Raw genomic sequence first — 13,319 nt, 5'->3', positions numbered from 1 at the left:
CCGACTTCCTCGACAACGCGTCGGCGAACAAGGTGATCTCGACCCTCAGCGCGGCGAGCTCCACGCTGCGCAACGAGGCTTCGACCCTCGGTTCGAACCTCTCGGTCGTGCAGATCCGTCAGGACTTTAACAAGAACCTGATCAACGTGCTGCAGACCGGTTCGTCGAACCTGACGCTGGCCGACACCAACGAGGAAGCGGCCAACAGCCAGGCGCTGTCGACCCGCCAGTCGATCGCGGTGTCCGCGCTGTCGCTCGCCAATCAGTCGCAGCAGAGCGTGCTGCAGCTGCTGCGCTAAGCGATCGAACCGATCATCTACGAAGTCGCGAAACGGCGGGGGAAACCCCGCCGTTTTTCGTTGCTGTCGCCCGTGCAGTTACGGGGCTTGTCGGATCGACTGAAGCCCATCGGCTGGTAACCATCCATTAATCACATAATTTAAACGGCCATTAACCATGTTTTAAAGGAGACGCATTAGAACCGGCTCGTGAATAGCTAGGAAGGTTTCACACAAATGTCCGGTATCGTTCTTTCGGCTTCGGTTCGCCAAAACCTGCTCGCGCTGCAAAATACGGCGTCGTTGCTGGCCACGACTCAAAACAACCTGGCCACCGGCAACAAGGTCAACACGGCGCTCGATAACCCCACGGAATTCTTCACGGCGCAGTCGCTCAACAACAGGGCGAGCGACATTTCCAACCTGCTCGACGGCATTGGCAACGGCGTGCAGGTTCTGCAGGCGGCCAACACCGGCCTGACCTCGTTGCAGAAGCTCGTCGACAGCGCCAAGTCAATCGCGAGCCAGGTGCTGCAGTCAACGACCGGCTACACGACCAAGTCGAGCGTCTCCTCGGCCGTCATTCCGGGTGCAACCGCGAACAACCTGCTCGGCAGCTCCTCGAACACGTTTGTGACCGGCAGCGTGGTCAACAACGACAACTCGACGCCGGTGGCGATCACCGGATCGACCCTCCTGTCCGGCACCAGCAGCTCGACCTCGAACGACTTGGCGTCCGGCATCACCACCGGCGACACGCTGACGGTGAACGGTGTGGTCTTCACCTTCGTCGCAGGTTCGGTCAGCGCAGGCACCAATATCGGCGTCGGCGGCACCGTCCACGACCTGATGGCTGCGATCGACGCGGTCACCGGCGCAGCGGCGACGCCTTCGACCGTCACTGGCGGCAAGATTTCGCTCGCAACCGGTACGGCGCAGGATCTGACGCTTTCCGGAAGCGCGCTGGCCAAGCTCGGGCTCACCGCAGCGACCACTACGCGTAGTCCGCCAGCCCTGAGCGGACAGACACTGACCATTGCTGCAACGGGCGGCGGAACGCAGACCAACATCACGTTCGGAACAGGCGCGTCGCAAGTCTCGACGCTCAATCAGCTCAATACGGTGCTGGCGGCGAACAATCTGCAGGCAAGTCTGAGCACCACTGGCGTGCTTACGATCCTGACGACCAACGAGGCGGCCTCGTCGACAATCGGCGCGGTCAGCGGCTCGTCGACCACGGCCGGTCAGGCCTTCAACGGCGTGACCGCCTCGACGCCGGTGATCGACCCGGACTCGCAGACCACCCGTGCGGGCCTGATCGCGCAGTACAACAACGTGATGGCGCAGATCAACACCACCGCGCAGGATGCTTCGTTCAACGGCATCAACCTCCTGAACGGCGATACGCTTAAGCTCGTGTTCAACGAGACCGGACGCTCGACCCTGAACATCACCGGCGTGACCTTCAACGATGCGGGTCTAGGTCTGGCGAACCTGACGGTGGGCACCGACTTCCTCGACAGCAACTCGGCGAACAAGGTGTTGACCTCGCTCGACAGCGCCTCGACGGCGCTCCGCTCGGAGGCCTCGGCTCTCGGGTCGAACCTCTCGATCGTCGAGATCCGCCAGGACTTCAACAAGAACCTGATCAACGTGCTGCAGACCGGCTCGTCAAACCTGACGCTGGCCGACACCAACGAGGAAGCGGCCAACAGCCAGGCGCTGTCGACCCGCCAGTCGATCGCGGTGTCCGCGCTGTCGCTCGCCAACCAGTCGCAGCAGAGCGTGCTGCAGCTGCTGCGCTAGGCGACCCTCATATCAAGACTGCAGGAAGCGGCGGGCTGTGTCCCGCCGCTTTTTCTTTTTGCGACGAATCGCGAGCGACTACTTAGTTGCGACTACTGATTTGCGGTGCGATGCGACGCAAATGTTCGCTCAGCGTCCTGTTTGCGGTCGCGATGCGCGTTGCCGCTGCGTGAGCGACCTGCGCAATCGAAAATCTTTCTGATTTTTTTCGAGCGGCGTTCGCTTCGTGTTAAGCGTCGACGCGGGGGAGCCACGTTTTGCGCACAAGTATGGCGGATCGGTCCGATACGCTAATGGCCGCTAACCATATTTTAAAGGCCGCAACGTACAAAACGCAGGCCGTCTGGTTGTGTCCTTAGCGTCAGTCCCGGAGTACTGAATGTCAAATGCCGCTCAAGCCTATGCACGTACCTCTCAGACCACGGCGTCTCCCCGGGAAATTGAAGCACAGGCGCTACTGAAGGCGGCGCGACAGCTGCAGGAAATTCAGGCCAATTGGAATGGGGCCGACCGCAATCTGTACAAGGCGCTGCTGTTCAATCGCCGTCTGTGGACGATCTTCATGAGTGCCATGGAGATGCAGGACAATCCGAATTCGCTGGAGATCCGCCAGAACATCGCCAATATCGGCGTGTTCGTCTTGAAGCAGACGATCGAGATGCAGATGGATCCGCATCCGTCAAAGCTCAAGTCGCTGATCGACATCAACTGCCACATCGCCGCCGGCCTGTCCGGACGTCGCTGACGTCTCAAGAGGACGGCGCGGAGGCTCTCATGACCGATGTAACGAGCATTCTGGCGTCCGCCTACAAGTCCAATACGCTGAGCGTTTCCAGCAGCGACAGCAAATATGTGGCGGTCGATCCGACGCTTTATCAGGGCTCCTGGACCGGGAAATACGCCAATAACAAGTCATTCTCGGTCACGGTCTCGAACGTCTCCGGCTTTTGGGCGAAGGTGCACTATCAAAGCGATGGCACGTCCAAATATCAGGACGTGCTGATCAAGGACGGCTCGTTCCGGGTCGGCGACACCAAGTTCACGCTGACCGTCAAGGGCAAGGCGCAGATCAGGAATGTCGTGACGGATCCGGCCAGCGGCCAGACCTATCTCGACACGGCCTACGCCACCCAGAGCAAATAAAGACCAAGCATGACGGAGAACGGCGCCGATTGTCATCGGCGCCGTTCTCGTTGCTGGATCGCGTCTCCGTCGTTACGCCGTGCGGTCGGTCGGCGGAACGCGCAGCACGTCTTCTTTCTGCATGTCCAGCGTGTGAAAGTAGGCCCGCCGCCGCAATACCGCCTCGTCGGGGAATTGGTCGACGACCGCATCGGTCTTGCGGTTCACGACCTGGAACACCATCGCTGCCGCGGTGCGGTCGTAATAGGCCTGATGCGAGACGAACGCATCGGTAGCCGCGAGCTGCTGCGGATCGTTGCTGGTATCCGTAGCGGTCACGGTCTGGCTCGGCGGCAGATCGGTCTGGACCGCATGGCTCACCGCCTGGCTCACCGGAGTGGCCACCGCGGTCGCTGCCGGGGCTCCCACCGGCCTGATACTGAAGTCGGAACTCATGGCAGCCTCCTCGTGCCCACCGAGTAAAACCCAACCTATCCCAACATCAACTGTAACGAGAACGCATCAACGTCTTGTTAGGAAATAGGGTGAATCCCGCGTTGCGAATTGGTGTGGAATTTTCGAAAGCCGTTCGTGAAACGTAAAGGTCGCCGGCCCGGGAGGGGCACGGCGGCTGGCGTTTCTCGGGCTGCGGAGGTCGCTCGCAACAGGCTCAGAGCGAGCGGCTGACCGCGAGCGGCGTGGTGTGGCGCGGACCTGGCGTCGCGCGGCGGCCGGCGGCGGTATAGGTATTGGGCATGCTGCGGCGCTGCATCTCCGCGTTGACGCCGCGCACGATCTTTTCCGAAACCGAATGCGCGGTCGCGAGCACCGTCAGGTTGACCTTCAGCATCGCGCGGAACACATCATGATGGCGGTGCAAGGTGGCGAGCAGCTCCGGCAATGTGGCCTGCATGAATTTCTGGCTTGCCTTCAGTCGGCCGACCGCCGTGACATAGTGGCCGGACAGCTCGGTCTTGGTTGGTCCGAGCTGCATCGCCTCGCGCAGTTTTCCTGCCCGCACGAGCTCGGTCTCCTGCTCGATCACCGTCAGCAGCTCGCTCATCACCTTGAGCAGCTGATCGGCCAGCGCGCGCGCTTCCTCGGGCGTGGTGGCCGCGGGATAGAGGATCTTCTTCGCCTGCACCTGTCCTTGCGCCGTCATACCGGTACCCTTTTCTGCGCAAGCCGAGGCGACCCGCGCGTTACAAACTCAAACTGTTAGCCCGTGCCCTTAGCTGTGCTCTTGGCCTGCTGCATTATCAGTTCGCGGAACACCTGATCGGAGATGCCGACGCCGCCGGCCTTGGCGAAGTTCTTGGAATATTGCTCCGTCAGCATCGACCGCCACACGCCGGTGGCGGGGGTGTCGCCGAACGGGCCATCGCCCTTCAGTCCGCTGGTCATCTGCGAGAACATCGAGTTGATGAACATGCCCTCGAAATCGGTCGCGGTGGCCTTGGCCTTGGCCTGCGCTGCGGTCGGCACCTTGGTGAGCGCATCGGCCAGATCGAGGTCGGTGCGCGGCGTGGAGGGAGGCACCGGGGTCGGCATGCTGAGCGGCACACGGCCGGTGTAGGAATCGACGAAGCTCGACATCACATCACCTCGATGTCGGCTTCGATCGCGCCGGCAGCCTTGATCGCCTGCAGGATGCTGATCAGGTCGCGCGGGCCGATGCCGAGGCCGTTGAGGCCGTCGACGAGCTGCTGCAGCGAGACGCCGTCCTTCACCACCGCGAACTTCTTACCGTCCTCAGAGACGCCGACGCTGGTGCGCGGCGTGACCACGGTGCGGCCACGCGACAGCGGATTCGGCTGGCTCACCTGCGGGCTCTCCGAGATGGTCACAGTGAGATTGCCCTGGGCGACCGCGACAGTGGCGACGCGGACGTCGCGGCCCATCACGATGATGCCGGAGCGCTCGTCGATCACGATCTTGGCGGCAAGGTCGGGCTCGACCTGCAACTGCTCGATCTCGGTGAGAAACGCCACGACGTTGCCCTTGAATTCCGGGGGGATCGTGAGCTGCACCGTCGAGGGATCGATCGGTTCAGCGGTCTTGACGCCGAGATAGTCGTTCACTGCGGCTGCAATGCGCTTGGCGGTGGTAAAGTCTGCGTTACGCAGCGCCAGTCGCACGTTGGGCAGCCGGTTCAGCGCGAACTCGATCTCGCGCTCGATGATGGCGCCGTTCGCGATGCGGCCGACCGTCGGCACGCCCTGCGTGATCTTGGCAGCCTGGCCTTCGGCGTCGAAACCGGAGATTGCCAGCGAGCCCTGCGCCACCGCATAGACGTTGCCGTCGGCGCCGAGCAGGGGGGTGACGAGCAAGGTGCCGCCCCGCAGGTTCTTGGCGTCGCCGAGCGCGGAGACGGTCACGTCCATCCGCGTGCCCTGGGTGGCGAAGGGCGGCAGGTTGCCGGTGACCATCACGGCGGCGACGTTGCCGGTGCGGATGGTGGCGCCGCGGATGTTGACGCCCATGCGCTCCAGCATCGCCTGCAGCGATTGCTTGGTGAAGGGGATGTTGTTCAGCGTGTCGCCGGTGCCGTTGAGGCCGACGACGAGACCGTAGCCGATCAGCTGGTTCTGGCGCACGCCTTCGATGTTGGCGAGATCCTTGATCCGCGAGGTCGCATTCGCGGCAAACGTCGACAATGCCAGTGCCACCAACGCGGCGCAGGCCACCTGAAACAGGCGTGTTGAACGGATGCGGTGCACCACATTCTCCCCTTGAACTCGAAAAGTCAGTGATCGATGCCGCCACTCCCATGACTGCATGATCGGCCTTCTCCATGCGAGCCGCATGCCAGGGCGATGCGCCCGTCTAACTAATTGAAATGGTGCGGCATTGGTCGGTGCAGGCCGGCGCGAGGCGATGCTCCGGCACGATCGAATCTGCCGATCCCGGCAGATTTTGCCGGGCCATTTACGCGCCATTAACCATGACAGGCGAAGCTTCCTTCACAATCTGAAATAAACGCCGCTGAAAGACCCATGCGCATCTTTGGACCGAACGGCACCACGCTCGCCACCTCGTCGGGCTCGACGCGAAAGAGTTCATCGAGCAGCTTCACGTTGCCGGATCTCGCAACGCTGCAGGAAACGCGCGCGCCGCTGGCGCCGAAGCAGACCGCCAATATCGATGCGCTGCTCGCGATGCAGGGCATCGAGGAGGATCCCACCGAGCGGCGCAAGCGCTCGGCGCAGAAGGGCAAGCGCGCGCTCGACGTGCTCGATGAGCTCAAGCTCGGCCTGCTCGCCGGCAATCTGAGCCCGACGATGGCGATCCGGCTGCGCGACGCCGCCGCGAGCCTCAAGGAATCCTCCGGCGATCCGGGCCTCGATGCGGTGCTGTCCGAGATCGAGTTGCGGGTGGAAGTCGAACTCGCCAAGGCTCAACACGCCTGAGCGGCGCAGGCTCGGCGCTCTCATCTCAGGCCGCCTCAGACGAACGCTGTCCGTCGTAGCGGCGCTGCGCCGCCAGCACCTCCTTCAGATGCCGCTCGGCCCAGTCGCGCAGATGATCGACCGCGGATGCGAGCGTCAGTCCAAGCGGCGTGATCGAATATTCCACCGTCACCGGCACGGTCGCGATCGCGCGACGCTTCACCAGCCCGTCGCGCTCCAGGCTCTTCAGCACCTGCGACAACATCTTCTGCGAAATGCCGTCGATGGCACGGCGGAGCTGGTTGAAGCGCAGCGGCTCGTCGCGGAGCAATAACAGGATCAGCACCGCCCATTTATCGCCGACCCGATCGAGGATCTGGCGGGTCGGGCAGTCTGCCGCATAGGCATTGGGCTTCATGGGTTACTCCGGCGTGACCAGGTGGTCTTAAAGTGCGTTCTTAACACCAGCTTTCCATCTGCTATCTGGTTTCCGTTGGATACTACAGTCCATACAGGAGCCATTGATGAAGATCGCCATCGCCGGCGCGTCCGGGCAGGCCGGCTCGCGCCTCACCGCCGAGCTTGCACGCCGCGGCCACCACATCACCGCCATCGCCCGGAACCCGGAGCGGATTGCAAATCTGCCCGGTGTCACAGCAACCGCAGGTGACGCCAACGATCTGACAGCGCTGACGCGGCTGTGGGCCGGGCACGATGTCGCCATCAGCGCGATCCATTTTCTGGTCAGCGACCCCGAGATCCTGATCGGTGCCGCGAAGGCGTCCCGCGTCGGCCGCTACCTCGTGGTCGGGGGCGCCGGGTCGCTCGAAGTGGCGCCGGGCGTGCGGTTGGTCACGACGGCCGCGTTTCCGCCGCAATACAAGGCGGAAGCCACCAAAGGCGCCGAGTTCCTGGACCGGCTGCGGCAGGAAAAGGAACTGAACTGGACCTTCCTGTCGCCTTCCGCCCTGTTCGCGGCCGGCGAGCGGACCGGAAAGTTCCGGCTCGGGACGGATCAGCTGCTGACCGCCGCCGACGGCCGAAGCTCGATTTCGTTCGAGGATTTCGCAGTGGCGCTGGCCGACGAAATCGAGCGGCCGGCTCATTTGCGGTGCCGTTTCACGGTCGGCTACTGAGGCCGTGCGGTCGGCCAACGGCCGAGCGGACCGGCGGCCCGTCCGGCCCGGATCGATTTGGCTGTGCAAGGCGTTACAGGAGCGGTGCCGGGCCGGGGCGACGTATTGTTTGTCATCCGGCGCCGCTATATAAGGCGGCCGCGAACGGGCGTATTCCGTCCGCCGGTGCCACACCCGGCGCCAGCACGTTGAGATGGGCTGACCTTGGAAAAGTTGAAAAACTACAAGCCGTCTGAAAAAGAGCCTTTCATGAACGAACGCCAGCGCGAGTATTTTCGCGCCAAGCTGCTGGCATGGAAGGACGAGATTCTGCGCGAATCCAGGCTCACCCTGCAGGCTCTGCAGGATGAGAACGTCAACCACCCCGACCTCGCCGACCGGGCGTCGTCGGAAACCGACCGCGCGATCGAGCTTCGCGCCCGCGATCGCCAGCGCAAGCTGATCTCCAAGATCGACGCGGCGCTCCAGCGCATCGAAGACAACACCTATGGCTATTGCGAGGAGACCGGCGAGCCGATTTCGCTGAAGCGGCTCGAGGCCCGTCCGATCGCGACGCTGTCGCTGGAAGCGCAGGAGCGCCATGAGAAGCGCGAGAAGGTGTATCGCGACGAGTAGCGCGTCGCGATCCTGATCGGAGGTGGCGCCCGCGACGCTGCGGGCGTCGGATCGGCTGGCCATCGCGCCACACCGATGGCTTGGTCGTGCTTGCATTCGCGATGCTCTCTCATTGTCATGTTCGGCCGTGCTGCGGCGATGGCGACCTGCACCGTCGCGACGTGAGCGATTGCTCTTGCCTCGCGCCCGCCGGAGTCCTCACATCCGCCTGACATGCGCGCCGGCCATGGTGCCGCCGGATGCAGGGGAGGGGACGGGATGAGTGAGGTTCTGGTCACGGGCGGCTCCGGCTTCATCGGGGCGCATTGCATTCTGCAACTGCTGGCAGCCGGGCATCGGGTCCGCACCACCGTACGCAGCCTCGCGCGTCGCGACGACGTATTGGCGATGCTGATGCGGGGCGGGGCGGTTTCGACGGCCGGCCTCGGCTTTCATGCCGCCGACCTGAGCGCGGATGCTGGCTGGGCGGAGGCCGCCAAAGGCTGCGACACCGTCCTGCATGTCGCCTCGCCGCTGCCGCTCCATGTTCCCCGTGACGAGAATGAGCTGATCGTGCCGGCGCGGGAAGGGACGCTCCGGGTGCTGCGCGCGGCGCGTGATGCCGGCGTCAGGCGCGTGGTGCTGACCTCGTCCTTTGCCGCCGTCGGCTACGGCCACGAAGCACGCCAGCGGCCGTTCGACGAGACCGACTGGACCAAGGTCGAGGGAACCAAGCTGCAGCCTTACGTGAAGTCGAAGGCGATGGCCGAACGTGCGGCCTGGGATTTCATCGCTCGCGAAGGCGGCAAGCTGGAACTGGCGACCGTCAATCCGACCGTGGTGCTCGGGCCGGTGCTGGGAGCGGATTTCTCGTCCTCGGTCGAAGTCGTGAAGGCGCTGATCAACGGCAAGGCGCCGGTCGCGCCCAAGATCCGGTTCGGGCTGGTCGACGTGCGCGATGTCGCCGACCTGCATCTGCGCGCGATGACCGACCCCGCTGCCAAGGGCGAGCGCTTCCTGGCGATCGCCGGTCCCGCCGTCTCGATACTTGAGATTGCCAATGTGCTGCGTGCCCGGCTCGGCGCAGCCGGCCGGCGTGCGCCGCGGCGAGAGATGCCGGACTGGGTGGCGCGCGGGCTCGCCTATGTCGTTCCGCAAATGCGTGAGGTGGTGCCGTTTCTCGGCCGCTATGCGGAGGCCAGCGGCGACAAGGCGCGGCGGCTGCTCGGTTGGAACCCGCGCCCGAACGAGGAGATCATTGTGGCCACCGCCGAGAGCCTGCTGGCGCTCGGTGTCGTGAAGCCGTGAGTCACTTGAAGCGGCACCTGAGCCGGCAGCGCGGTGCCTCGCGCTCGCCATCAGGGTGAGGTACGTGACGGATTTTCGTTGATAAACAACTCGTTCCCGATGAATCCTGCAGTGCCGGTTTGGCCGGTCCGGATGAGGAGTTGAATCGCGATGGAAGCAGATTCCGTACTGGCGGCCGCGCAGGCGATCGCTGCCGCCCGCCGCAGCCGGGTGCCGCTCGGCCCGCTGCCGGTTCACCTTCAGCGCGAGGATGAAGCGGCCGGTTATGACATCCAGCGTCAGCTGCATTGGCTGCTCGCCGTCCAGGCCGGTGACTTCGCCGGCTACAAAATCGGCTGTACCAGCAAGGTGATGCAGGATTATCTGCAGATCCCGCACCCATGTGCCGGCGGCATTTTTGCGCGCGGGATCCACCCGTCGGGCGTGACCTTGCATGCGGCCGAGTTCGTTCGCGTCGGCGTCGAATGCGAGATCGCCGTCCGGCTCGGGCAGAGCCTGCTTCCGCTGGATGCGCCTTTCACCACCGAGCGCGTGGCCGAGGCGATCGAGGATTATCATCCGGCGATCGAGATCGTCGACGACCGCTATGTGCAATGGGAGACATTGGGCGCACCGACCTTGATTGCCGACGATTTCTTCGCCGCCGGCTGCGTGCTCGGCGCGGCGGTCAAGGCCGATGCCGTGCCGGACCTGGCCGGCCTCAAAGGGCGCGCCATCATCAACGGCGAGGTGGCCGGCGAGGGCACCGGCGCCGACGTGCTCGGCCATCCGCATCACGCGCTGGCCTGGCTCGCCAATCATCTCGCCGCGCGCGGTGACGGGCTCGAAGCCGGGCAGCTGGTGCTTACCGGCAGCCTGGTCAAGACGGTTTGGCTCAAGGAGGGCGATCGGGTCCGCATGGAGCTCGACGGGCTGGGGACGGTGGAGGTCGGGTTCGATTGAGAAGGCGAGGCGGCTGGCGCCATATCTCTATGCCGGCGTCGCCCAGCTCGACCGGCCGACCCAGTAAACACCGCCATAGCGAGTCTCATGACCGTCCCGGCGTACTGGATCTTCGCATACGCGGAGCATGACACTGAGATTTTGGCGGACACTCAAACAGCTCTCACGCCGGCACCAGGCGCTTGACGTTGATCGCACGCTTGCGGACTTCGGCGAGGTCGTAGGCCATCTGCAGCTTGAGCCAGGTATCGGCGGTGCTGCCGATCGCCTTCTCCAGCCTCACCGCCATCTCCGCCGTGACGCCGCTGCGGCCTGATATCACATTGTGCAACTGCTGCCGCGTGACCCCGAGCCCCCCGGGCGCCGCGCTGATGGAGAGGCTGAGCTCCTCCAGCGTATCGCCGAGCAGCTCGCCGGGATGGGAAGGGGTCTTCATCCTGTCCATGCCACTCGTCTCCGCGACCATAGTCAACATTCAGAATGTCAGGCGCGTCAGCGTGTTCTCGCGGCGCAACGCGCCCGAGTTTGCTGGCAAACGCCACCCTCCAAAATAGAGGGCGCAGGGAAGACCGGGTATCCGCTGATACCCATGGCCCGCGTGCAACAAAAAGCACGCGGCAGAACCACAGGTTCAGCCAATATCCGGCCTTCCCTGCACAATGGTGTTACGGCTTATACGCGCTCTCTTCGGGGACCGGCGTTCTTGCCCCCGTCATCGCCGCAACGCGCAAGCGTTGCGACCAACTTGACCTCAGCACCGGGAGGTCAGGACCACACGACTTCGCCGTCCGCAACCGTGCCGCTCGTCTGGCGGCATGGTCGCGTCCATCGCATTCCGACCTAACGTCCGTGACGGTCGCGAAACGCCCCTCGATCTCAGGTCTGAACAAAACGGGAACATAAAGCAAGACACCCGGGCAGTCAAGCGCTCGTTGCTGCTTTTCAGAATATCGAATCGGCAGTGCGCGAATGAGCCCCCCGCGCTATTCTTCATTGCGACGACCGCGGCAGAGCAGAACATGGAAGCGGCAGTTGGGATCGAAAGTGAAACCGCTGACCAGGAACTGGCGTCGCTGCTCGACAGGGCGTTGGGCCTCTATGGCACCTGCGATGCCCGCGCCTTCGTGCTGGGACGGCGAATGCTCGATTGTATCGGAGGGGAGCGATCCGGATCGAGCAGGTGACCGTGGTCTACGATGCGGCTAAGCCCCGATCAAATCTGCCGCCATAGGACTTCCAGTCTCTGCTTGATAAGAGCCGCCTACTCACTTAGCCAAAAACGAACACGGCCCTCGCCAGGGGAGCTAGCGAGGGCCGTGTATACATCACTTTTCGCGCCTAGGTTCGCGTCGAGCGATGTGGGAGCTCGTTGATCGAGGGTAGGGCGGTCGCGGCGTAGACTTCGATGTCTCGCGCGGGGCTCCGCCACCCGAGCCCTCCCCGCAAGGGGAGGGACTTGCATTTCACCTCTTGGATCGTGTTGCCGAAGCGGCTGTTTGAATGCTGCCGAATGCTTCGCAGCCGCTTCGTATGCGTCTCTCGTCCTGTTGTGCGCGTAATCTTCCGGATCGCTCGTCTCGCTAGAATGGTAGCAATATATCCATCACCTGTTGGCCGTAGCGCGGTTGCTGCACGTCGGAGATCTGGCCGCGGCCGCCGTAGGAGATGCGTGCCTGCGCGATCTTCGAGGAGTCGATGGTGTTGTCGCTCTGGATATCCTCCGGCCGCACGATGCCGGCGACGATTAGTTCGCGCACTTCGTAGTTGACCCGGATCTCCTGCTTGCCCTCGACCACGAGGTTGCCGTTCGGCAGCACCTGGGTGACCACGGCGGCGACGTTGGTGGTCAAGGATTCCGAGCGCTGGATCGTGCCCTTGCCGTCCGACGACGCCGACGAGTCGGCGGTGAGCAGGCGGCCCGGCAGCACCTTCTGGGCCTGGGTGCCCAACGTCTTGGCGCCGATGAAGTCGGTAATCCCGGAGTCTTCCTTGTTCGAGCGGCTGCGCTGGGTCTCGTTGGCGAAGTTGGCCTGGTCGGTGATGTTGACGGTCACCGTCAGGAGGTCGCCAACCTGACGCGCGCGCTGGTCCTTGAAGAAGGCCCGCGAGCCGTTGCGCCACAGTGAGTTCGGCGCGTAGGAGACCGTCTCCGGCTTCGGCATCGGCATCTGCACCGGCTTGTAACCCGGCTGCGTGGTCGGATTGTCGATCTCCGTGAGTTTCGGCCTCTCGCCGATCTGGCTGAGACGGTCGATCGAGGAGCAGCCGCCCGCAAAGCTCAGCACCGCGAACGAGGCCGTCACCAGGGCGATCCGCCGCACGCTCTGCGAAGACGACGCATCAAACATGAACTTCGACATGAGACTCACTCGGCTTTCGGGGTGGCGGCGTTGGGAAGGCGGTTGGCGACGGTGACGGGCCCTCCGATCTCGGCCTCGGCGGTCTGCTGGGTCAGGCGCGGCGTGGCGATCTCGACCGCAACCTGACCGCGGCCGACAACACGGCCGGAGACGGTGCGCTTGGACTGCACGTTGAGCACGCTCACCGTGTCACCCTCGCTGCCGGTGTCCAGCGCCTTGCCGCGCGTGGTGAGATAGATGCCGGCAGTCTGGAACAGGATGGTGACGTCCTGGTCGCGCTGCACCAGGTCGGGCTTGGCGAGATCAAGCGCCTTCAGCGCCTGGCCGGCGCGCAGCGGCCGGCGCGTCTGCATGCCGAGGGCGGCAGCGCGCGAGATCGGTTCG

The 13,319-nt window shown here is 63.9% G+C and carries 17 protein-coding genes; 9 read left to right on the top strand and 8 right to left on the bottom strand.

What is annotated here, in order from left to right; genetic code table 11:
* The 4 genes from WA702_RS10660 to WA702_RS10645 form a co-directional block, all read left to right on the top strand.
* Positions 1 to 299: flagellin (locus tag WA702_RS10660; RefSeq protein WP_425110481.1), on the top strand; the 299-nt coding region annotated here is incomplete at its 5' end.
* Positions 300 to 515: 216 nt separating this feature from the next.
* Positions 516 to 2,084, top strand: coding sequence for a flagellin (locus tag WA702_RS10655; RefSeq protein ID WP_425110480.1), 1,569 nt, complete (start codon positions 516 to 518; stop codon positions 2,082 to 2,084).
* A 379-nt stretch (positions 2,085 to 2,463) separates the two neighbouring features.
* Entirely contained in the window at positions 2,464 to 2,829 is a 366-nt protein-coding gene (gene flaF / locus WA702_RS10650) for a flagellar biosynthesis regulator FlaF (RefSeq protein WP_425110479.1), read from the top strand.
* A gap of 29 nt (positions 2,830 to 2,858) precedes the next feature.
* On the top strand, positions 2,859 to 3,227 hold the full coding sequence (locus WA702_RS10645; RefSeq protein ID WP_425110478.1) for a hypothetical protein: 369 nt from the start codon (positions 2,859 to 2,861) through the stop codon (positions 3,225 to 3,227).
* A 72-nt stretch (positions 3,228 to 3,299) separates the two neighbouring features.
* Here the strand turns inward: WA702_RS10645 and WA702_RS10640 are convergent, their stop codons facing one another.
* From WA702_RS10640 to WA702_RS10625, 4 genes are all read right to left on the bottom strand, one after another.
* Positions 3,300 to 3,662: a hypothetical protein gene (locus WA702_RS10640; protein ID WP_425110477.1), complete on the bottom strand. Its 363-nt coding sequence runs from the start codon at positions 3,660 to 3,662 to the stop codon at positions 3,300 to 3,302.
* A 214-nt stretch (positions 3,663 to 3,876) separates the two neighbouring features.
* Positions 3,877 to 4,368 carry a hypothetical protein gene (locus tag WA702_RS10635; protein WP_425110476.1) on the bottom strand — a complete coding sequence of 164 codons (492 nt, stop codon included), beginning with the start codon at positions 4,366 to 4,368 and terminating at the stop codon, positions 3,877 to 3,879.
* A gap of 56 nt (positions 4,369 to 4,424) precedes the next feature.
* On the bottom strand, positions 4,425 to 4,805 hold the full coding sequence (flgJ, locus tag WA702_RS10630) for a flagellar assembly peptidoglycan hydrolase FlgJ (RefSeq protein ID WP_425110475.1): 381 nt from the start codon (positions 4,803 to 4,805) through the stop codon (positions 4,425 to 4,427).
* On the bottom strand, positions 4,802 to 5,926 hold the full coding sequence (locus WA702_RS10625; RefSeq protein ID WP_425110474.1) for a flagellar basal body P-ring protein FlgI: 1,125 nt from the start codon (positions 5,924 to 5,926) through the stop codon (positions 4,802 to 4,804). The genes flgJ and WA702_RS10625 overlap by 4 nt, the downstream gene beginning before the upstream one ends.
* Positions 5,927 to 6,202: 276 nt before the next feature.
* On the opposite strand from WA702_RS10625, the gene WA702_RS10620 reads away from it, so the two are divergent.
* Positions 6,203 to 6,616 carry a flagellar assembly protein FliX gene (locus WA702_RS10620; RefSeq protein ID WP_425110473.1) on the top strand — a complete coding sequence of 138 codons (414 nt, stop codon included), beginning with the start codon at positions 6,203 to 6,205 and terminating at the stop codon, positions 6,614 to 6,616.
* A gap of 25 nt (positions 6,617 to 6,641) precedes the next feature.
* Here WA702_RS10620 and WA702_RS10615 read toward each other — a convergent pair whose 3' ends face one another.
* On the bottom strand, positions 6,642 to 7,013 hold the full coding sequence (locus tag WA702_RS10615) for a winged helix-turn-helix transcriptional regulator (RefSeq protein WP_425110472.1): 372 nt from the start codon (positions 7,011 to 7,013) through the stop codon (positions 6,642 to 6,644).
* A 106-nt stretch (positions 7,014 to 7,119) separates the two neighbouring features.
* On the opposite strand from WA702_RS10615, the gene WA702_RS10610 reads away from it, so the two are divergent.
* From WA702_RS10610 to WA702_RS10595, 4 genes are all read left to right on the top strand, one after another.
* Entirely contained in the window at positions 7,120 to 7,731 is a 612-nt protein-coding gene (locus WA702_RS10610) for an NAD(P)-dependent oxidoreductase (RefSeq protein ID WP_425110471.1), read from the top strand.
* 204 nt (positions 7,732 to 7,935) lie between these two features.
* On the top strand, positions 7,936 to 8,346 hold the full coding sequence (dksA, locus tag WA702_RS10605; RefSeq protein ID WP_425110470.1) for an RNA polymerase-binding protein DksA: 411 nt from the start codon (positions 7,936 to 7,938) through the stop codon (positions 8,344 to 8,346).
* A 258-nt stretch (positions 8,347 to 8,604) separates the two neighbouring features.
* Positions 8,605 to 9,633, top strand: a complete 1,029-nt coding sequence (locus tag WA702_RS10600; RefSeq protein ID WP_425110469.1) for an SDR family oxidoreductase — start codon at positions 8,605 to 8,607, stop codon at positions 9,631 to 9,633.
* A gap of 150 nt (positions 9,634 to 9,783) precedes the next feature.
* On the top strand, positions 9,784 to 10,575 hold the full coding sequence (locus tag WA702_RS10595; RefSeq protein WP_425110468.1) for a 2-keto-4-pentenoate hydratase: 792 nt from the start codon (positions 9,784 to 9,786) through the stop codon (positions 10,573 to 10,575).
* A 163-nt stretch (positions 10,576 to 10,738) separates the two neighbouring features.
* On the opposite strand, the gene WA702_RS10590 is transcribed toward WA702_RS10595, so the two are convergent.
* The 3 genes from WA702_RS10590 to flgA form a co-directional block, all read right to left on the bottom strand.
* A complete protein-coding gene (locus tag WA702_RS10590) occupies positions 10,739 to 11,020 on the bottom strand; it encodes a HigA family addiction module antitoxin (protein WP_425110467.1) in 282 nt (93 codons plus the stop codon).
* Between the two features lie 1,135 nt (positions 11,021 to 12,155).
* Positions 12,156 to 12,935 carry a flagellar basal body L-ring protein FlgH gene (gene flgH / locus WA702_RS10585; RefSeq protein WP_425110466.1) on the bottom strand — a complete coding sequence of 260 codons (780 nt, stop codon included), beginning with the start codon at positions 12,933 to 12,935 and terminating at the stop codon, positions 12,156 to 12,158.
* Positions 12,936 to 12,940: 5 nt separating this feature from the next.
* Positions 12,941 to 13,319, bottom strand: a 379-nt coding sequence (gene flgA, locus WA702_RS10580; protein WP_425110465.1) for a flagellar basal body P-ring formation chaperone FlgA, incomplete at its 5' end; no start/stop codon positions are given.

Origin of the sequence: Bradyrhizobium sp. (assembly GCF_049798375.1) — a bacterium.
Classification (GTDB): domain Bacteria; phylum Pseudomonadota; class Alphaproteobacteria; order Rhizobiales; family Xanthobacteraceae; genus Bradyrhizobium.
Note: the sequence above shows the minus strand (reverse complement) of the source record. Positions and strands in the feature narration are given on the sequence as shown.

Excerpts from the sequence above, each read along its gene's own strand:
- WA702_RS10655 (WP_425110480.1), top strand. The coding sequence starts at position 516 with ATGTCCGGTATCGTTCTTTCGGCTTCGGTTCGCCAAAACCTGCTCGCG.
- flaF (WP_425110479.1), top strand. The coding sequence starts at position 2,464 with ATGTCAAATGCCGCTCAAGCCTATGCACGTACCTCTCAGACCACGGCG.
- WA702_RS10645 (WP_425110478.1), top strand. The coding sequence starts at position 2,859 with ATGACCGATGTAACGAGCATTCTGGCGTCCGCCTACAAGTCCAATACG.
- WA702_RS10640 (WP_425110477.1), bottom strand. The coding sequence starts at position 3,662 with ATGAGTTCCGACTTCAGTATCAGGCCGGTGGGAGCCCCGGCAGCGACC.
- WA702_RS10635 (WP_425110476.1), bottom strand. The coding sequence starts at position 4,368 with ATGACGGCGCAAGGACAGGTGCAGGCGAAGAAGATCCTCTATCCCGCG.
- WA702_RS10620 (WP_425110473.1), top strand. The coding sequence starts at position 6,203 with ATGCGCATCTTTGGACCGAACGGCACCACGCTCGCCACCTCGTCGGGC.
- WA702_RS10615 (WP_425110472.1), bottom strand. The coding sequence starts at position 7,013 with ATGAAGCCCAATGCCTATGCGGCAGACTGCCCGACCCGCCAGATCCTC.
- WA702_RS10610 (WP_425110471.1), top strand. The coding sequence starts at position 7,120 with ATGAAGATCGCCATCGCCGGCGCGTCCGGGCAGGCCGGCTCGCGCCTC.
- WA702_RS10600 (WP_425110469.1), top strand. The coding sequence starts at position 8,605 with ATGAGTGAGGTTCTGGTCACGGGCGGCTCCGGCTTCATCGGGGCGCAT.
- WA702_RS10595 (WP_425110468.1), top strand. The coding sequence starts at position 9,784 with ATGGAAGCAGATTCCGTACTGGCGGCCGCGCAGGCGATCGCTGCCGCC.
- WA702_RS10590 (WP_425110467.1), bottom strand. The coding sequence starts at position 11,020 with ATGGACAGGATGAAGACCCCTTCCCATCCCGGCGAGCTGCTCGGCGAT.
- flgH (WP_425110466.1), bottom strand. The coding sequence starts at position 12,935 with ATGTCGAAGTTCATGTTTGATGCGTCGTCTTCGCAGAGCGTGCGGCGG.